Source organism: Streptomyces abikoensis (assembly GCF_014648775.1).
Classification (GTDB): domain Bacteria; phylum Actinomycetota; class Actinomycetes; order Streptomycetales; family Streptomycetaceae; genus Streptomyces; species Streptomyces abikoensis.
Map to the genome: position 1 here is coordinate 65,210 of NZ_BMRT01000005.1, position 18,303 is coordinate 83,512.

Annotated in this window: 19 protein-coding genes; 6 read left to right on the plus strand and 13 right to left on the minus strand. The window is 71.9% G+C overall.

Going from position 1 to position 18,303, the window contains the following annotated elements; translation table 11 throughout:
* Positions 1 to 22: 22 nt before the first annotated feature.
* The 6 genes from IE096_RS18135 to IE096_RS18160 all read right to left on the minus strand — a co-directional run bounded on the left by IE096_RS18135 (position 23) and on the right by IE096_RS18160 (position 6,904).
* Positions 23 to 241 carry a hypothetical protein gene (locus tag IE096_RS18135; protein WP_126915665.1) on the minus strand — a complete coding sequence of 73 codons (219 nt, stop codon included), beginning with the start codon at positions 239 to 241 and terminating at the stop codon, positions 23 to 25.
* A 30-nt stretch (positions 242 to 271) separates the two neighbouring features.
* Positions 272 to 1,864 carry an acyl-CoA mutase large subunit family protein gene (locus IE096_RS18140; RefSeq protein ID WP_189452981.1) on the minus strand — a complete coding sequence of 531 codons (1,593 nt, stop codon included), beginning with the start codon at positions 1,862 to 1,864 and terminating at the stop codon, positions 272 to 274.
* A 209-nt stretch (positions 1,865 to 2,073) separates the two neighbouring features.
* Positions 2,074 to 3,288 (minus strand): hypothetical protein, encoded by a 1,215-nt coding sequence (locus IE096_RS18145; protein WP_189452983.1) that lies wholly within the window; start codon positions 3,286 to 3,288, stop codon positions 2,074 to 2,076.
* Positions 3,288 to 3,944 (minus strand): RNA polymerase sigma factor, encoded by a 657-nt coding sequence (locus IE096_RS18150; RefSeq protein ID WP_189452985.1) that lies wholly within the window; start codon positions 3,942 to 3,944, stop codon positions 3,288 to 3,290. The genes IE096_RS18145 and IE096_RS18150 overlap by 1 nt, the downstream gene beginning before the upstream one ends.
* Before the next feature lie 34 nt (positions 3,945 to 3,978).
* Positions 3,979 to 4,956, minus strand: a complete 978-nt coding sequence (locus IE096_RS18155; protein WP_189452987.1) for a DUF4328 domain-containing protein — start codon at positions 4,954 to 4,956, stop codon at positions 3,979 to 3,981.
* A 301-nt stretch (positions 4,957 to 5,257) separates the two neighbouring features.
* On the minus strand, positions 5,258 to 6,904 hold the full coding sequence (locus IE096_RS18160; RefSeq protein ID WP_189452989.1) for a beta-N-acetylhexosaminidase: 1,647 nt from the start codon (positions 6,902 to 6,904) through the stop codon (positions 5,258 to 5,260).
* Between the two features lie 368 nt (positions 6,905 to 7,272).
* Between IE096_RS18160 and sdhC the strand changes: the two genes are divergently transcribed.
* From sdhC to IE096_RS18180, 4 genes are read left to right on the plus strand one after another with little or no spacing between them, the layout of a single operon-like run.
* Entirely contained in the window at positions 7,273 to 7,653 is a 381-nt protein-coding gene (gene sdhC, locus IE096_RS18165) for a succinate dehydrogenase, cytochrome b556 subunit (RefSeq protein ID WP_126915659.1), read from the plus strand.
* Between the two features lie 8 nt (positions 7,654 to 7,661).
* On the plus strand, positions 7,662 to 8,135 hold the full coding sequence (locus tag IE096_RS18170) for a succinate dehydrogenase hydrophobic membrane anchor subunit (RefSeq protein ID WP_189452991.1): 474 nt from the start codon (positions 7,662 to 7,664) through the stop codon (positions 8,133 to 8,135).
* Positions 8,136 to 8,155: 20 nt separating this feature from the next.
* Positions 8,156 to 9,910 carry a succinate dehydrogenase flavoprotein subunit gene (gene sdhA / locus IE096_RS18175; protein ID WP_189452993.1) on the plus strand — a complete coding sequence of 585 codons (1,755 nt, stop codon included), beginning with the start codon at positions 8,156 to 8,158 and terminating at the stop codon, positions 9,908 to 9,910.
* On the plus strand, positions 9,910 to 10,668 hold the full coding sequence (locus tag IE096_RS18180; RefSeq protein ID WP_189452995.1) for a succinate dehydrogenase iron-sulfur subunit: 759 nt from the start codon (positions 9,910 to 9,912) through the stop codon (positions 10,666 to 10,668). The genes sdhA and IE096_RS18180 overlap by 1 nt, the downstream gene beginning before the upstream one ends.
* A gap of 63 nt (positions 10,669 to 10,731) precedes the next feature.
* Here the strand turns inward: IE096_RS18180 and IE096_RS18185 are convergent, their stop codons facing one another.
* Positions 10,732 to 11,076 carry a MerR family transcriptional regulator gene (locus IE096_RS18185; protein ID WP_189452997.1) on the minus strand — a complete coding sequence of 115 codons (345 nt, stop codon included), beginning with the start codon at positions 11,074 to 11,076 and terminating at the stop codon, positions 10,732 to 10,734.
* Between the two features lie 60 nt (positions 11,077 to 11,136).
* On the opposite strand from IE096_RS18185, the gene IE096_RS18190 reads away from it, so the two are divergent.
* A complete protein-coding gene (locus IE096_RS18190) occupies positions 11,137 to 11,919 on the plus strand; it encodes an alpha/beta fold hydrolase (RefSeq protein WP_189452999.1) in 783 nt (260 codons plus the stop codon).
* Positions 11,920 to 11,944: 25 nt separating this feature from the next.
* Here the strand turns inward: IE096_RS18190 and IE096_RS18195 are convergent, their stop codons facing one another.
* The 4 genes from IE096_RS18195 to IE096_RS31510 form a co-directional block, all read right to left on the minus strand.
* Entirely contained in the window at positions 11,945 to 12,172 is a 228-nt protein-coding gene (locus IE096_RS18195; protein WP_189453001.1) for a hypothetical protein, read from the minus strand.
* Between the two features lie 54 nt (positions 12,173 to 12,226).
* The gene (locus IE096_RS18200; protein ID WP_229820338.1) at positions 12,227 to 13,102 is read right to left on the minus strand and encodes an SAM-dependent methyltransferase; all 876 of its coding nucleotides are present in this window, start codon (positions 13,100 to 13,102) and stop codon (positions 12,227 to 12,229) included.
* Positions 13,103 to 13,208: 106 nt separating this feature from the next.
* Positions 13,209 to 14,795, minus strand: a complete 1,587-nt coding sequence (locus IE096_RS18205) for an ABC transporter substrate-binding protein (protein ID WP_189453003.1) — start codon at positions 14,793 to 14,795, stop codon at positions 13,209 to 13,211.
* Positions 14,796 to 14,878: 83 nt separating this feature from the next.
* Complete coding sequence (locus IE096_RS31510) at positions 14,879 to 15,157, minus strand: SCO4848 family membrane protein (protein WP_229820339.1); 279 nt, start codon at positions 15,155 to 15,157, stop codon at positions 14,879 to 14,881.
* A gap of 37 nt (positions 15,158 to 15,194) precedes the next feature.
* Here IE096_RS31510 and IE096_RS18210 point away from each other — a divergent pair, with 37 nt between their 5' ends.
* Positions 15,195 to 16,658 carry a D-alanyl-D-alanine carboxypeptidase family protein gene (locus IE096_RS18210; RefSeq protein WP_373298166.1) on the plus strand — a complete coding sequence of 488 codons (1,464 nt, stop codon included), beginning with the start codon at positions 15,195 to 15,197 and terminating at the stop codon, positions 16,656 to 16,658.
* On the opposite strand, the gene IE096_RS18215 is transcribed toward IE096_RS18210, so the two are convergent.
* Positions 16,627 to 17,532 (minus strand): YihY/virulence factor BrkB family protein, encoded by a 906-nt coding sequence (locus tag IE096_RS18215; RefSeq protein WP_189453007.1) that lies wholly within the window; start codon positions 17,530 to 17,532, stop codon positions 16,627 to 16,629. The genes IE096_RS18210 and IE096_RS18215 overlap by 32 nt on opposite strands.
* On the minus strand, positions 17,505 to 18,137 hold the full coding sequence (locus IE096_RS18220) for a 2'-5' RNA ligase family protein (RefSeq protein ID WP_189453009.1): 633 nt from the start codon (positions 18,135 to 18,137) through the stop codon (positions 17,505 to 17,507). Before IE096_RS18220 ends, IE096_RS18215 begins: the two co-directional genes overlap by 28 nt.
* Positions 18,138 to 18,303 lie beyond the last annotated feature (166 nt).

Genomic DNA, 18,303 nt, shown 5'->3' on the forward strand with positions numbered 1-18,303 from the left:
ACGCTGCGGCAAGCGCAAGTCGTCAGAACAGCTGCTGCTGGCCGTCCATCGGGGGGCGCTCCGGGTCGAAGAGCACCGGTTCCGTCGCCAGGAGCGGGGCCGAGCGGCGCGAGCCGGGGCAGGACATCAGCTCGTATGTGAAGGCGGGGCGGCGGCCCGGCGGGTCGTGGCGGGCGAAGCGGCCGCCGACGACTGCGATCTCACGGGTACAAACGGGACAGGCCCGGCGGGGGGAGGACATCCCACCAGTGTCCCTCAGTCCGGGCGGCGGTCAGAACGAGTCCGCCGGCGCGTGCGTCCCCCACACCTCCCGCAGCGCCCCGCACACCTCCCCCACCGTGGCCCGGGCCCGCAGGGCCTCCCGCATCGGGGGCAGGACGTTCTCCGCCGCGCTCTCCGCCGCCCGCCGCAGCGCGTCCAGTTCGCGCGTGACCGCGCGGCCGTCGCGGTCCGCCCGCAGCCTCGCCAGGCGTTCGCACTGCCGCGTCTCGATCTCCGGGTCGACGCGCAGCGGCTCGTACGGCTCCTCCTCGTCGACGCGGAAGCGGTTGACGCCCACGACGACGCGCTCGCCCTCCTCCGTCTCGCGGGCGACGCGGTAGGCGTTGCGTTCGATCTCGCCCTTCTGGAAGCCCCGCTCGATGGCGGCGACGGCCCCGCCCATGGCCTCGACCTCGTCCATCAGCTCCAGGGCGGCGAACTCCAGCTCGTCCGTCATCGACTCGATCGCGTACGAGCCCGCGAACGGGTCGACCGTGGCGGTGACGTCCGTCTCGTGGGCGAGCACCTGCTGGGTGCGCAGGGCGAGCCGGGCGGCCTTCTCGCTGGGCAGGGCGATGGCCTCGTCGTAGGAGTTGGTGTGCAGCGACTGGGTGCCGCCGAGCACGGCGGCCAGGCCCTGGACGGCGACGCGCACGAGGTTGATCTCGGGCTGCTGCGCGGTGAGCTGGACCCCGGCGGTCTGGGTGTGGAAGCGCAGCATCTGCGATTTGGGGTTCTTCGCCCCGAATTCGTCCCGCATCAGCCGGGCCCAGATCCGCCGGGCCGCCCGGAACTTGGCGACCTCCTCCAGCAGCGTCGTCCGGGCGACGAAGAAGAAGGAGATCCGGGGGGCGAAGTCGTCGACGTCCATGCCGGCGGCGATGGCCGTGCGGACGTACTGGACGGCGTCGGCCAGGGTGAAGGCGACCTCCTGCACGGGCGAGGCCCCGGCCTCGGCGATGTGGTAGCCGGAGACGGAGATGGTGTTCCAGCGGGGGAGCTCGGTCCGGCAGTAGCGGAAGATGTCGGCGGTCAGCCGCAGGGAGGGCTTGGGCGGGAAGATGTACGTCCCGCGCGCGATGTACTCCTTGAGGACGTCGTTCTGGACGGTGCCGGTGAGGTGCTCGCCGGAGACGCCCTGCTCCTCGGCCACCAGTTGGTAGAGCAGGAGCAGCAGGGCGGCCGGGGCGTTGATGGTCATCGACGTGGAGACGTCGCCGAGGGGGATGCCGTCGAAGAGCTCCCGCATGTCCTCGACCGAGTCGATGGCGACGCCGACCTTGCCGACCTCGCCGCTCGCGATGGGGGCGTCGGAGTCGTGGCCCATCTGGGTGGGCAGGTCGAAGGCGACGGACAGGCCGTGGCCGCCGTCGGCGATGAGCCGGCGGTAGCGGGCGTTGGACTCGGCGGCCGTGCCGAAGCCCGCGTACTGGCGCATGGTCCAGGGGCGCTCGGTGTACATCGTCGGGTACACGCCACGGGTGAAGGGGTACGCGCCGGGGGCGCCGAGCCGGTCGCCGGGGTCCCAGCCGGCGAGCGCCTCCGGGCCGTAGACCGGCTTGACGGGCAGTCCGGACTCGGTGGATCGCGATCGGGTCGTCATGGGAAACGCCTCCCGCAGCTCGGGTTCCGGAAGCCTCCACTTCGGACTGTAGTCCTCCGGAGGTGCCCGTCCCGGTCGCCACACACGGCGAAGGAGGAGGGGGGCGCGGGCAGGACCGGGGGAAGAGCCCCGCCCGCGCCAGGTGCGCGGAGCCGACTAATGGGGGGGAACTTCGGCTCCGCACAGCCGATGACCAGTCGGCTCACTACCTACAGCGCCGACGCCTCGAAAAGTGTCACACCCGGTGTGGGGGCGGGGGCCGGCGCGCTGACGCGGGGCAGGGTCCGGGAGCGCGGAGCGCGGTTGACGAGGTCGTCCCACACCGAGCCGTCGCCGTCCTCGTCGCCCTTGCCGCCGCTGCCGCTCTTGCCGCCCTGACCGCCCTGGCCGTCGGAGGCGAGGACGCGCTCGCAGTACGTCCGGACGGCCGACGAGCCGCCGGCGAACCGCTCCAGGGTGCGGGCCTCGTCCTCGTCGACGCCCTTGCTGTTGCCGTTCCCGTTGCCGTTGCGCTTGCCGTTGGCGAGGAACTCGCGGCAGATCTTGGCGGCCCAGACGCGGCCCGCCTTGGCGCCGTCCAGGGTGCCGGGGTCGTTGTTCCCGCCGTCCTTGCCGGGCTTGTCGCTCTTGTCGCCCTTCTCGCCCCGGGCGTCGTCCTCGTCACGGTGGAACGGGCTCGCCGAGGAACCGGACGCCGGTCCGGACTCCTTGGCACCGGGGGTACGCGAGGGGTCCGGGCGGCCGGTGGGGCGGGCACTCGCTCCGGGGGAAGGGGTGGTGCCGGGGGCGGGCTTGCCGGGGCCGACCGTCGCGACGTCGGTGTCGTCGGCGAGCGTCACGCTGGCGGAGGGCGACGGCTCCTTGCCGGACCTGCCGAACGGCCCGGGCAGCACGCCCGTCCCGGCCGCGACCGCGACGCCGCCCACAGCGCAGCCCGCGAGGGCCAGCGCGAGGGCCGTCCGGGCGGGGCGCCGCAGGAACGAGCGCACGGCCTCGACGCGCCGCGAGCCGGCGTCGCGCAGGGCGGCGAGGGGGGAGGCGGCGGCCTCGGCCACCGGGGCCGCCGCCGGCGCGGTGGCGGCGCGCGCGGCGCGGAAGGCCGCGAGCGCGGCTTCCTCACCGGGCAACGGGGTGTCGGCGGCGGGGGTGTCGGCGGCGGACGGAATGTCGGTCAGGGAACGGAAGGCAGCGTTCAGCCGCATGGCGAGGACGGCCTCCGCCCCGTCTCCGGCGGCGGGGCTCGCAGAGGCAGCGTCCGTAGAGGCAGCGCCGGGCTCACCCCCGGCAGCGCGCTCCGTGGCGGATTCCGCTGGAACGACGCCGGCCCCGCCCCCGGCAGGGGACCCCGCGGGGAGCCCGCGCAGCAGCCGCTCCACGGCGTCGTCATCCAGCCAGTCGTGGTCGTACCGGTGGTCGTCCGCCATCACATGTCCTTCTGCGTCCGCGCGCGCGTTTGCGTCACACCGGAAGAAACTGTCGCTCCACCGGCCCGCCGGTCCTGGCCGGCGCCTGTGGCCGGGGGCCCGCCGGGGCCCGCCGTCACCAGCTCGGCCAGCCGTCGCAGACCGCGGTGCGCGGCGGTGCGCACCGCGCCGGGCCGTTTGCCCAGCACTCCGGCGGCGCTCTTGGCGTCGAGGCCGACGACCACCCGCAGCACCACGGCCTCGGCCTGGTCCTGCGGGAGCTGGGCGATGAGGGCGAGGGTACGCCCCGTGCCGAGGGCCTCCAAGGCCTCCCCGGCGGTGTCCGCGTCGGCGGCCCGGGCGGCGAGCTCGCTCTCGTCGCCGCCGATGGCCGGGCGACGGCCGCGCATGCGTATGTGGTCGAGGGCGCGGTTGCGGGCGATCGTGGCCGCCCAGCCCCTGAAGCGGTCGGCGTCGCCGGTGAACCGCTCCAGGTCCCTGGCTATCTGGAGCCACGCCTCCGAGGCCACGTCCTCCGCGTCGGCTTCGCCGACCAGCGTGCGCACGTACCCGAGCAGGCGCGGCTGCACGGTCCGGTAGACCGTACGGAATGCCGTTTCGTCCCCGCTCTGCGCCGCGCGCACCGCGACGGTCAGCTCAGCGTCGTCCCCCTCCACGCTCACATCCTGCACCACAGGTCGTACTCGCGGTTCAGGAGGCCGCCGGACCGGCGCTGAAAGGATTCTGCCCGGGCGGCGGACCGTAGGGGGCGCCCCCGTACGGCACCCCGTACGCCGGGACGCCCGGCGGCACGGGCGGCATCGCCGGAGGGCCGGCCAGGGCCCGCTGCTCCTGCATCCGCGTCAGCTGCCGGACGACGAGCAGCGCGAGCGCGGTGTCGGCCAGGAGCAGCAGCGTGGAGAAGCCGCTGACGGCGAGGGAGCTGTTCAGCAGCTCGACGGCGCTCTCCCAGTCGGAGCCGGCGAGGGGCCGCCGGAGCCTCGTCGAGGCGACCGAGGACATGCCGTCGCCCACCGTGCTGAGCACGTTGGCCGCGATCCACAGCACCCACCAGGCGTTGAGCAGGCCCTTTGGGGCGCTCTGCGGGCCGCCGGGGGCGCTGGCCCGGTAGATGTCGTTCGCCATCTGCTTGGGGAACCAGAGGTTCACGACCGGCGTGAACCAGCTGCCCACCGCCCAGCCGCTGCCGAAACGGTGGGTACCGGGCGCGAACACCTCGGCGTTGAGGCGCACCCGGCGGAACCAGATCACCCACAGGACGGCCGTGGCCGCCATGCCGAGGAACGACAGCACGGTCATCGTGTCGGCGAAGGAGTCGGCGTCGTCGACGGCGCCGCTCGTGGACGAGCCGGGATGGCCGTTGGCGAGGATGTCCTGAATGACGCCGCGCTGCTGGCCGATGGCCGCGATCTGCAGCATCAGCAGCAGGGCGACCACGCCCAGCAGGACGTTCAGGGCGATCCGTACGCCGCGCCGCAGGTCCACCCCGCCGAGCGGGAGCCCGCCGGGGAAGCCGGGCAGGGCGCCCGGGTACGGGTTCGGGTACGGCTGCGGCGGATACGGATACGGGGGCGGGTAGGCGTACGACGCCTGCGCGGGATGCGGCTGCGCGGACGGGTGCGGCTGCTGGTGGGCGCCACAGGCGGCGCACCGGCCGTCGGGTCCCACGGCGACAGCGCGGCATCGACCGCACGGATACATCAGCAAGACCCCCAGGAGTCGTGGCGTGGTCAAACGGCTACGAGCGGGTGATATTACGCGCTCCGGACGACCTGCCCCGGTCCGGGGAAGTGGGCAGTGACGAATTTTCGATTACCGGCGCTGTAAGAGATGCGTGCCCCACCAGGGTTCGCAGCGGACGGCGGTCGGGGCCTCTCCTGTGGGGGGTGGCGGCCCCGGCCGTCCCCGTCCGACGCCATCGCATACCGGCATGTCCGGTTCCGGGCGGTTGGGGGGCGGAGCCCCCGTCTTACCGCCGCACCTTCCCCGCCAGCGCCGAGAAGTCCGCCCACGACAGTCGCGGCGGCCTCGGATCCCACAGTCGCTGTGCCACCGCCGCGAGCGGCAGCCGGATGCCCGCCGCCACCTGTTCCGGCGACTGCGCGTCCGCGCGGTCGCACCAGACGGCGAGCCGCCCGCCGGGCACCCGGTCCGCGCCGGTCGCGACGTTCGCCGGGACGGGGCCCGTGCCCCGCAGGACGGGCGGCGACCAGGCGCCGTAGATCCGCTCCCCCGTCGGGTAGCGGAAGTCGTTGGGCTCGCCGAGGACGTAATAGAGGTATTCGTCGTTCAGGTTGACCACCGAGCGTCCCTCGTTCAGGTAGTCCTGCGGGCGGCGCGCGCCGGTCTCCTTGCCCGTCCAGTATTCGACTTCGATGGATTTGTCCGGGCTGACGACCCCGCCCGTGAAGAAGCCGTCGTTCCACGCCTTGGGCGTCTTGCCCAGGCCGCGCACCACGGCCGCCCGGTCGTTGAGCCAGGCCGTGGCCAGGTCCTGGACCCGGCCCTGGGGGCCGAACCGCCGGCGGGCCAGCTGGGCCAGCCGGGGGTAGGCGGCCTGCGGGTCACGGGACATCAGGGCGCGGTACTCGTCCGCGCCGAGGTGGAACCAGGGGCCGGGGAAAAGCGGGGCGAACTCCCGCAGAAGGTCGTCGACGACCCGCGCGGACTCGGGGTTGCCGATGTCGACCGCGCCCCGCGCCGCCGTCCCGCTCGCGTCGCGGAGCTGGAGGGCGGGGCGGGCGGCGATGACCGCGCCGAGGTGGCCGGGCGAGTCGATCTCGGGGACGACGGTGATGTGGAGGTCGGAGGCCAGGGTGGTGATCCGGCGGAGCTCGGCCTTGGTGAGGTGCTGCGGGGAGACGACCTCGGGGTGGGAGGAGCTCTCGATCCGGAAGCCCTGGTCGTCGGAGAAGTGGAGGCCGAGCTGGTTGAGCTTGAGGTCGGCGAGCTCGCGCAGCCGGGCCTCGATCCAGTCGGCGGTGAAGTGCTTGCGGGCGGTGTCGAGGTTGAGGCCGCGCTGGGGGCGGTCGGGTGCGTCCTTGATCACGCCTTCGGGCAGCCCCCCGCCGCCGCGCACGGCCTGGACGACGGTCCGGGTGCCGTAGAACAGGCCGGCCGCCTCGGGGGCGGTGACGGTGACCTTGTGGTCCTGGACCGTCAGCTCGTACGACTCGGGGCCGCCGGCCTGCCCGGCGCGCGCGATCAGCTCCACGTCGCCGGGGCGGGCGGGCCCGGCGTCGTAGGTGAGCCCCAGGTCGGCGGCGAGCCGGCGGGCCTCGTCGGCCGGTTTCCCGGCGGCGGCCACCACCCGGGCGCCGGGCGCGGGCCGCCAGCCGGGGCCGGAGCGCTGGGTGAACTCCCGGACGGCCGGGATCACGGCCGGGGGCCCCTGCGGGACCGGCGTGGACGGGGAGACGGTGGCCGGGTTCGAGGCGGCGGGAGAGGCGGCCGGGGCGGCGGCGGAGCCCTGGGCGGAGCGGGAGTCGTCGGCGCCCGGGTGCCCGGCGTGGCCGTCGCGCGGGCAGCCCATGAGGCTCATGGTGGCGAGGAGGGCGCAGCTGGCCACCGTTCCCCGGACGGCAGAAGCCCGGGTGATCCTGACAGACCGTCCCATGGAGCAAACCTCCCATTTGGGGCTTTGGTGTCGAAGATATGGGTTTTCTCCCTGACTACCCCCCACATCCCGCCGGACACGCCGGAAGCCTGGATTCCGGGGGATGGCGGCAGCTTTCGAACGGGGTCTCGGCGCGGTCTCGGTCAGGACTCGACGTGGTCTCGGCCCGGACTCGGGAAGGCATCGGCGGGCCCCGGGTTCCCGCTGCGCCTAGGCCGTACGTGCCTGTTTGATCACACCTGCCGTACCCCGGGGGACCGAACCGACAAGGCGTCGCTACGATGGCCAGGGCCGGTGGACCGTACCCGGCCGGGCCCGACCGACAGTGAAGCCGGCAGGCCCCAATCCCCGCTCCCGGAGGGTTTTCCGTGCCGGCTGGAACGCTGTACCGCGGCCGGGAAGGCATGTGGTCCTGGGTGGCTCACCGAGTCACCGGCGTCCTCATTTTCTTCTTCCTGTTCGTACACGTCCTCGACACCGCTCTCGTCCGTGTCTCCCCCGAGGCATATGACGACGTCGTCGCCACGTACAAGACGCCCATCGTCAACCTGATGGAGTACGGCCTCGTGGCCGCCATCCTCTTCCACGCGCTCAACGGCCTCCGCGTCATCGCGGTGGACTTCTGGTCCAAGGGACCGCGGTACCAGAAGCAGATGCTGTGGACCGTCGTCGGTGTCTGGGTCGTGCTGATGGCAGGCGCTTTCTACCCCGTGCTCCAGCACACGCTGCGCACGCTGTTCGGGAGCTGAGTCGCGAGATGTCCGCTGAAACCACCCCCGCCGCCGCCGTGAACGACGCCTCGCTCTACGACGTCGACAACCCGGCCCCCGTCATCGAGGCGCCGCGCAAGCGCACCAAGAAGACCCCGAAGGCGACGCGCACCAACTTCGAGATGTACGGCTGGCTCTTCATGCGCCTGTCCGGCATCGTGCTGGTCGTCCTGGTCCTCGGCCACCTGCTGATCCAGCTCGTCCTCGACGGCGGCGTCAGCAAGATCGGCTTCGCCTTCGTGGCCGGCCGCTGGGCCTCGCCGTTCTGGCAGGCCTGGGACCTGATCATGCTGTGGCTGGCGATGCTGCACGGCGCGAACGGCCTCCGCACGGTCATCAACGACTACGCGGAGCGGGACAACACCCGCTTCTGGCTGAAGATGCTGCTGTACACCGCCACGGTGTTCACCGTCCTGCTGGGCACGCTGGTGATCTTCACCTTCGACCCGAACATCCGCTAGAGCCCGGGGCTGACGCGACCATGAAGATCCACAAGTACGACACCGTCATCGTCGGCGCCGGTGGCGCCGGCATGCGCGCGGCCATCGAGTCGACCAAGCGCAGCCGCACCGCGGTGCTCACCAAGCTCTACCCGACCCGCTCCCACACCGGCGCCGCCCAGGGCGGCATGGCCGCCGCCCTCGCGAACGTCGAGGAGGACAACTGGGAGTGGCACACCTTCGACACGATCAAGGGTGGCGACTACCTGGTCGACCAGGACGCCGCCGAGATCCTGGCGAAGGAGGCCATCGACGCGGTCCTCGACCTCGAGAAGATGGGCCTGCCGTTCAACCGCACCCCGGACGGCACCATCGACCAGCGCCGCTTCGGCGGTCACAGCCGTAACCACGGCGAGGCCCCGGTCCGCCGGTCCTGCTACGCCGCGGACCGCACCGGCCACATGATCCTCCAGACGCTGTACCAGAACTGCGTCAAGGAGGGCGTGGAGTTCTTCAACGAGTTCTACGTCCTGGACCAGCTGATCACCGAGGTCGACGGCGTCAAGAAGTCGGCCGGTGTGGTGGCGTACGAGCTGGCCACCGGCGAGATCCACGTCTTCCAGGCGAAGTCGGTCATCTACGCCTCCGGCGGCACCGGCAAGTTCTTCAAGGTGACCTCCAACGCCCACACCCTGACCGGTGACGGCCAGGCCGCCTGCTACCGCCGCGGTCTGCCCCTGGAGGACATGGAGTTCTTCCAGTTCCACCCGACGGGCATCTGGCGCATGGGCATCCTGCTGACGGAGGGCGCCCGCGGTGAGGGCGGCATCCTCCGCAACAAGGACGGCGAGCGCTTCATGGAGAAGTACGCGCCCGTCATGAAGGACCTCGCCTCGCGTGACGTCGTCTCGCGCTCCATCTACACGGAGATCCGCGAGGGCCGCGGCTGCGGTCCCGAGGGCGACCACGTCTACCTGGACCTCACCCACCTGCCGCCGGAGCAGCTCGACGCCAAGCTCCCGGACATCACCGAGTTCGCCCGGACGTACCTCGGCATCGAGCCCTACACGGACCCGATCCCGATCCAGCCGACCGCGCACTACGCCATGGGCGGCATCCCGACCAACGTCGAGGGCGAGGTGCTGGCCGACAACGACACCGTCGTCCCCGGCCTCTACGCCGCCGGCGAGGTCGCCTGCGTGTCCGTGCACGGCGCCAACCGCCTGGGCACCAACTCGCTGCTCGACATCAACGTCTTCGGCCGTCGCGCGGGCATCGCCGCCGCGGAGTACGCGCAGAAGGCCGACTTCGTCGAGCTGCCGGAGGACCCGGCCGCGCTCGTCCAGGAGCAGGTCGAGCGGCTGCGCAACTCCACCGGCACCGAGCGGGTCGCCGAGCTCCGCAAGGAGCTGCAGGAGACCATGGACGCCAACGTCATGGTCTTCCGCACCGAGCAGACCATCAAGACGGCCGTCGAGAAGATCGCCGAGCTGCGCGAGCGCTACAAGAACGTGTCCGTCCAGGACAAGGGCAAGCGCTTCAACACCGACCTGCTGGAGGCCATCGAGCTGGGCAACCTGCTCGACCTGGCCGAGGTGATGGCCGTGTCCGCGCTGGCGCGCAAGGAGTCCCGCGGTGGTCACTACCGCGAGGACTACCCCAACCGCGACGACGTCAACTTCATGCGCCACACCATGGCGTACCGCGAGGTCGACGCGGACGGCAAGGACTCGATCCGCCTCGACTACAAGCCGGTCGTCCAGACCCGCTACCAGCCGATGGAGCGTAAGTACTGATGAGCACCCCGACTCTCGAGAAGGTGGAGGCCGAGGCGCAGGCCTCGCCGTACATCACGGTCACCTTCCGCATCCGCCGGTTCAACCCGGAGGTCTCGGCGGAGGCCACCTGGCAGGACTTCCAGGTCGAGATCGACCCGAAGGAGCGCGTGCTCGACGGTCTCCACAAGATCAAGTGGGACCTGGACGGCTCGCTGACCTTCCGTCGCTCCTGCGCGCACGGCATCTGCGGCTCCGACGCCATGCGGATCAACGGCAAGAACCGGCTGGCCTGCAAGACCCTGATCAAGGACATCAACCCGGCCAAGCCGATCACGGTCGAGCCCATCAAGGGTCTGACGGTCCTCAAGGACCTCGTGGTCGACATGGAGCCGTTCTTCCAGGCCTACCGCGACGTCATGCCGTTCCTCATCACCAAGGGCAACGAGCCGACGCGCGAGCGCCTGCAGTCCGCCGAGGACCGCGAGCGCTTCGACGACACCACCAAGTGCATCCTGTGCGCCGCGTGCACCTCCTCGTGCCCGGTGTTCTGGAACGACGGCCAGTACTTCGGCCCGGCGGCGATCGTCAACGCGCACCGCTTCATCTTCGACTCGCGTGACGAGGCGGGCGAGCAGCGCCTGGAGATCCTCAACGACAAGGACGGCGTGTGGCGCTGCCGCACGACCTTCAACTGCACGGACGCCTGCCCGCGTGGCATCGAGGTCACCAAGGCGATCCAGGAGGTGAAGCGGGCGCTGATCACGCGCCGCTTCTGACCTCCGGTGCTTTCCGGTCGGCGGTGTGGGCCCGCTCCCTTCGGGGAGCGGGCCCGCACCCGTTCAGGCGGGCCTGAGCTCCAGGCGCGCGAGCGCCTCCCTCTTCCGCTCCAGCTCGGCCATCTGCTCCTCCACCCGGGCGAGTTGTTCGTCGAGCACCTGGACGGAGTGGGAGCAGGTGAGCAGGCCGGGGCCGCCCTGGGCGCAGGGCAGCAGGGTGCGGATGACCTCGGTGGTCATCCCCGCGTCGAGGAGTTCGCGGATGCGATGGACGCGCTCGACGGCGGCCTCGGGATACCGGCGGTATCCGTTGCTGTCGCGCTCGGATCCGAGCAGTCCCTGCTGCTCGTAGTAGCGCAACAGCCGAGTGCTGACCCCCGTACGCTGCGACAGTTCACCGATACGCATGGGCGAATCCCCCAACCGGACTTGACCTTGACACTGATGTCATGGGGCAACCTCTGGGGCATGACAGGGATTCCCACGTTCGCAACGACCGTTCACGGCACCGGCCCCGGCCTGCTCCTCGCGCACGGCGCGGGCGGCAGCATCGAGGGCAACTACGCCCCCATCCTCCCCGCCCTCTCCGCCGGGCACACGGTGGTGGCCCCCGACTACCCGGGCTCCGGCGCCACGCCGCGGGCCACCGGCCCGCTGACCCTGGATGCCCTGGCCGACGGGATCGTGGCCGCGGCGGACGAGGCCGGGCTGGAGACTTTCACCCTATTGGGCTACTCGCTGGGCACCCTGGTCTCCGTACGGGTGGCCGCCCGGCACCCGGAGCGGGTGCGGGGCCTGGTTCTGACGGCGGGTCTGGCCAAGGCGGACAACCGGACGCGGGCCTCGCTGTTCCTGTGGCAGCGGCTGCTGGAGCAGGGCGATCTGGAGGCGTTCAGCCGGTTCGTGGCGCTGACCGGCTTCGGCGAGACGTTCTTCAACGGCCTCCCCGAGGCGGCGGTCGGCCCCTTCCTGGAGCTGGTGGAGCGCGGAGTGCCGGCCGGCGCGGCCGAGCAGGCCGCCGTGGTCGGCGCGTCCGACACCACCGGTGACCTCGCGGGCATCTCCGTGCCCACGCTGGTCGTCGCGACCCTCCAGGACACACTGGTCGCGCCCGCCAACTCCCGTTTCCTGGCCGACCGGATCGCGGGCGCGGAGTACGCGGAGATCGACGCGGGCCACGTGCCGATGGCCGAGCGGCCGGAGGAGTGGCAGAAGCTGATCCTGGACTTCCTGGACCGGCACCGACTCTGATGACGGCCGGTCACGCAGGCCGGGACTACGACGGCCGGTCGTATCCCACCTTGTTCGTGGCCAGTTCCTCCGGGGTGATCTCGGAGGCCCAGCCCTCGGGCGGCTCCTGGTACGGGCTGCACGCGCCGCAGGCCGCACACGTCCACCGGCCGTGGATCCCGTGGACGACGGCGCCGCACCCGGCGCACGTGTCGGTCGTGTAGTAGGGCGGCTCGCCCGGCGAGGCGGGCGAGCGCCACGGGTGCTGGTCCATCCGGTCCATCTCCCCAGACTGCCACGCGCGGCGGCCCCCGGGGCGGCCCCGCCGCTACGCGAGGGGCTTGCTCAGCAGCATCATGAAGAAGCGCGTCTTCTCCCGGATGATGGTGCGGACGCCCGTGTACGCGGCGTCCGTCATCTCCACGAACTCGGCGCCCAGCGCGGCCGTGAGCTCCTCGCGCCGGTCGCGCAGCAGCAGGGCGATGATGTCCGAGCTGATCGCCAGGTTGGCCGACAGGTCCTTGAACTCAAGCGTCCGGAATCCGGTCCGTTCCAGCAGCGCGGACAACTCGGGGAACGTCAGCGGCGGGTTGGAGGCCAGGACCGTCTCGTAGAGGCCGAGCTCCTCGGGGGTGAGCTCGGCCACCAGGGACGACTCCAGGATCATCAGGTGGCCGCCGGGGCGCAGCACCCGCCATGCCTCGCCGAGGGCCTTGGCGCGGTCCATGTGGCACAGGCTCTCCACGGCCCAGGCGGTGTCGAAGCTCTCGTCCTCGTAGGGCAGGTTCATGGCGTCGACGACCTCGAAAGTGAGGCGGTCGGCCAGTCCGGTGGCGCGGGCCATCTCCTGGGCCCTGGCGATCTGTTCCTTGCTGACGGAGATGCCGGTGACGCGGGTCCCGGTCTGCTCGGCGAGGCGGGCGGCGGGGCGGCCGGGGCCGCAGCCGATGTCGAGGTGGTGGCCGCCGGGGCGGGCGTTCATCAGGCGGATGAGGTAGTCGGTGTAGCGGTCCTGCGCCCGGGAGGAGAGGGCCACGAGGTCCAGGCTCGCCGGATGGGGCTCGTCGGGCGACACCCACAGGCCGCAGTGCACGCTGTCGCCGAGGGTCATGTGGTACAGGTCGCCGAACTTGTCGTACCAGGCTCCCACCGTCTCGGCCTCGATGAGGTCTTGCGGAGCCCCAGGAGCTTCTTGCTGCGGCACGTCGTCCCCTTCCGGGAGGATTCCGGGAATCGATCAGCTGTGCGCGATCAAGTGAAGTGGACCGCCCCGGAGGGGACAAGAGCGCCTGCCGGTCAGATCCCGCCGGTCAGATCCGGCCCAGCATCCACAGCCGCCAGATGCCCGTGCCGTCCGTCAGGTACTGCGTCCCGGAGATGCCCGCGTTGCTCAGCACGTAGTCCTTCCGCTGCCACAGCGGGACCAGCGGCACGTCCTCGGCGACGATCTTCTGGATGCTCCGGAAGTCCTCCGCGACCCGGCCGCGCTGGTCGTTCTGCTGGGCCTTGCGGATGAGCCTCTCCACCCGGGTGCTGGAGTAGCCGGAGTGGAGGGCGTTGCCGTCGCCCACGAGGGGCGTGGTGAAGGTGTCGGGGTCGGGGAAGTCGGCCAGCCAGCTGACGCAGTACGCGTCGTACTCGCCCCGCGCGTAGCCCCGCTGGAAGTCCGTCCACTCGACCCGTTTCGTCGTCACCTCGAACAGGCCCGTGGCCTCCAGCTGGCGGCGCAGCAGGGCGGCTTCCTGGTCGGTGGCCGCACCCTTGGAGTAGGCGAGGGTGAAGCGGACGGGGGTGGGCACGCCGGCCTCCAGCAGCAGCCTGCGGGCCCGTTCCTCGTCGGGCTTGGGGTAGGCGTCGAAGAAGGACGTGGCGTGGCCGGTGAAGCCCTGCGGGACGAGCGAGTAGAGCGGCTCGACGGTGCGGAGGTGGACGTCCCGGGCGAGGGCCTGGCGGTCGACGACGGACGCGACGGCCTGGCGTACGGCGAGCGGCTTCGCGGGGGCGCCGTCGCGCAGGTTGAAGACGAGGAAGCGGGCGTTGGCGCCGGAGGTCTCGGTCATCCGGGAACCGGTCTCGGAGAGCGAGTACTTGGCCAGGTCGGCGGGCGGCATCTGCCGGGCGGCGACGTCGATGGTCCCGTTCCGCCAGGCGTCGCTCATCCGGGCGGGCTCGGGGAAGTAGCGGACGGTCACCGGGGAGCCGACGTCCTTGACCGCGCCCTCGTACTTGTCGTTGGGCGCGAGCTCGGCGCTCGTCCCCGGCTTGTAGTCCTTGAGGGTGTACGGGCCCGAGCCGTCCACCCGGTCGCCCCGGCGCAGCGTGTCGAAGGGGTACGCGCGGTGGTCGACGATGGAGCCGGCACCCGTGGCGATCTTCAGGGGGAAGGTCGCGTCGGGGACCTTGAGGCGGAAGGTGACGACGCGGCCGCCGCCGGAGGTCTCGACCGAGCCCAGGGTCTCCAGCAGCGGCCCGGGGCCCTGGGGGGACTTGATCCGGGCGATGCGGTCGAAGGAGAACTTCACGTCCTCCGCCGTCAGCTCGTGCCCGTTGGCGAAGCTCAGCTCCGGGCGCAGCTCGCACGTGTACGTGCGCAGGTCGTCGCCCTTGAAGCCGCAGCTGCGGGCCGCGTCCGGCACCGGGTTCTTCGAGCCGGGGGCGAAGGTCAGCAGGGACTGGAAGAGGTTGCCGTACAGCGCCCATGAGCCGGCGTCGTAGGCGCCCGCCGGGTCGAGCGCGGTGACCGTGTCGGTCGTGCCGACCTGCACGGGCCCCCGGTCGCGGTCCTCGCCCGGGGTGAGCCGGCAGCCGCCGGCGCCCGCCGCGAGCAGCAGGAGCGCCGCGGCCGCGCGCCCGCGTAAGCCTCTTCGCGACCCTCGTCGTACCCGGACCTCACGCATCCCCCGCGCCCCTCCCGCCCAGTGATGCGCATCACCGTAGAAGGGGGAACGGGCGTACGTCCCGGGAATGGGTCAACCGGCGGCTATGAACTACGCCGCAGCGCCCTGACGCCACGCAACCCGATGAGTCCTACAACCGTCCCCAGAAGGAAAGAGGTGACCGCGAGCAGCAGGTGCACCCAGAAGTACGTGGTCGGGGAACCCGCGTCGTCGAAGGCCAGCCCGCTGCCGTCCTTCCAGAGATTTTTCACGAAAGTGACCCAGATGACCCAACTCCAGGCGCCGAACGCCAGCAGGAACCACGACACGGGACGGGAGAGGGTCGCGGGGGCCGGTGCCGGAGCGGAGGGCTCCGGCGCCATGGGCTGGGTGGGGGAAGCGTTCGCCATGGGTTTCAGTATGCGTTCCGGCGCCCGCACTGGTCCTATCGGGTCCTCGGCGGGCGCCCGCCGTGAGGCGCCGTCCCGGTTGGCGGAGCGTGGCGGTACGTTCACCACCGTGCCGACGACGACATCACACCCCCCGCGGTACTCCGCGACACCCCGACGCCGCCGCGCGGCCCTGCTGGCCGCCGGCGCCTCGCTGCTGCTCCCCCTGGCGGCCGCCGCGCCCGCCCTCGCCGTACCCGCCCCGGGCCCCAGCGGCTCCCCGGCCGTCTCCCCCGGCGCCTCGGCGACCCCCGGCAAGCCCGCCGACGGCAAGGCCAAGCCGCCGCCGAAGCAGCCGCCCGCCAAGATGTCGACGGTGGGCGGCGAGCTCCTGGGCCGGCCCGGCCCGCAGGTCCAGCTGGGCCCCGGCGCGCCCGAGCTGCCCCGGGAGCTCAGCGGGAACTCGTGGCTCGTCGCGGACGCCGAGACCGGTGACATCCTCGCCGCCAACAACGCCCACTGGCGGCTGCCGCCCGCCTCCACGCTGAAGATGCTCTTCGCCGACACGGTGCTGCCGAGGTTCCCGAAGGACAAGAAGCACGAGGTCCGGCCGTCCGACATGGAGGGCATGGGCGAGGGCAGCAGCCAGGTCGGGATGAAGGAGGGGCAGACGTACTCCGTCCACGACATGTGGATGGGCGTCTTCCTGCGCTCCGGCAACGACGCCGTGCACGTGCTGTCCGCGATGAACGGCGGCGTCGCCAAGACCGTCCGGGACATGCAGGAGCACGCCGACGAGCTCCAGGCCGAGGACACCCACGTCGTCACGCCCGACGGCTACGACGCGGAGGGCCAGGTCTCCAGCGCCTACGACCTGACGCTCTTCGCCCGCTCCGGCCTGCAGAAGGCCGACTTCCGCGAGTACTGCTCGACGGCCCGGACGCAGTTCCCCGACGAGGACCACCCGGGGAGGACGAAGGAGATCGTCAACACCAACCGGCTGCTCACCGGCCAGGACGGGGTGACGGCCTACAAGGGCATGGCGGGCGTGAAGAACGGCTCCACCACCAACGCCGGCAACACCTTCACCGGCGTCGCCCAGCACGACGGCAAGAAGCTGCTGGTCACCGTGATGAACCCGGAGATCAAGGAACGCAACCAGGTCTACAAGGAGACCCAGTTGCTCCTCGACTGGGGCTTCGAGGCGGTCGGTCACGTCAAGCCGGTCGGCGTGCTCGTCCCGCCGAAGGGCGGCTTCCCCGCCGACAAGGGGGCCGGTACGAGCGGGCAGTCCTCGCAGGGCGCCCAGGCGGCCGTCACGGGCGGCGGCGACGGCATGTGGACGGCCGTCGGGCTGACGGGCGGGGCGCTGGCGGTGCTGGCGGTGGCCGGGTTCTTCGTCAACCGCCGGCATCCGCTGCCGGAGCGGGCCGCGCGGCGCCGCCCGGGCCACGCGGCGCCGCCTAAGAACCCGCAGAACCCGCCGAAGGAGTAGCCGGGGGTGACGCCTTGCGCTGCGACTCCTCGTGCCGCGTGGCCGCGCCGTCCGTGGCGGTCCACGCGGCACAGTAGAGCGTGAGCTTGGCCGTGAAGTTGATCCACAGCAGCAGGGCGATCGGGGTGCCGAACGCGCCGTACATGCTCCGGGCCGCCACGCCCCGCAGATAGCCGCTCAGCACCAGCTTGAGCAGCTCGAAGCCCACCGCCCCGAGCAGCGCGCCGGTGACCAGCCGGCGCCGCTCGGGGTGGACGCCGGGCAGCCGCGACAGGACGTAGAGCATCAGCAGGAAGTCCGCGAGGACGGCGATGCAGAAGCCGACGGCCGTCAGCAGCCCGCCGACGCCCTCCAGCCCGGCCCGCTCCACGACCCAGCCGACCGCCGCCGACGCGAACGCCGAGCAGCCCGCCGACAGCAGGAAGACCCCACCGAGGCCCAGCAGCAGGGCGACGTCCTTGGCCTTGAGGAGCAGGAGGTTGCCGGGGTCCTCCTCCACCTCCCACACCGCCCGCAGGCACTCCCGCAGCTGGCCGACCCAGCTGATCCCGGTGAACAGCAGCAGGCCGCCGGCGACGAGGCCGACCGTGCCGGCGTTGTCGGTGAACGAGGTGACGTCGAGGGCGCCGGAGGGCATCTGCTCGGCGACCCGCCGCTCCAGCTCCTTGGTCTGCTGATCGCTGAGCACGGCGGCGGCCACGGCCGCGCCGAGGGTGAGCAGGGGGAAGAGCGCGACGAAACTCGAGAAGGTGATCGCGGCGGCGAGCCGCGTCCACTTCACACGATCGAGGGTGTCGTACGCGCGCCAGGCGTGCGTCCGCATCGCCTTCGCGACGAGCGGACCGATCAGGGGCAGCCGGGTGAGCCAGTCCATGAGCTACGGATACCCGCGTCGTCCTGGCGCGGCACCGCCGCGCTCACGTCGTCCGTACCGGAGGCGTCGGTTCCGGAGGCGTCGGTCCCAAAGGGAAAGTGGCGCTCGAGGCGCCAGATCCCGTCCTCTCCCTGCTCGTAGAGGGCGAAGCCCTCGATCGTCCACTCCGCCTCGTAGTCCGCGAGCTCCGTGAAGGCCCGGTCCATGGCCTCCTCGGCGATGCCGTGGGCCACCGTGACATGCGGGTGGTACGGGAACTGGAGCTCCCGCGCGACCGGGCCCGACCCGTCCCGCACCCGCTTCTGCAGCCAGGCGCAGGAGGCCGAGCCCTCGACCACGTTCACATAGACGACGGGCGAGAGCGGGCGGAACGTGCCCGTCCCCGAGAGCCGCATCCGGAAGGGGCGCCCCGCCGCCGCGACCTCGGCGAGGTGCCGCTCGATCGCGGGGAGCGACGAGGCGTCCACCTCCGTGGGCGGCAGCAGGGTGACGTGCGTGGGAATGCCGTGGGCGTGCGGGTCGCCGAAGCCTTCGCGGCGCTTCTGGAGGAAGCTGCCGTACGGCTCCGGGACCGCGATCGAAACGCCGAGCGTTACGGTCCCCACTGCGTTCTCCCTCCTGGCGCCTGTACGTCCCCGTGGTCAGTGTGACGGCTGCGCCGCTCCCACTGCCAGATCTCCTGGTCCCGCCCGCCCGGGACAAGGGTCCCGACGTGCGCGGACGCCGGTGAACCGTATCCGGATGGCTCAGCGGCCGGCGGGGCCGCCGAAG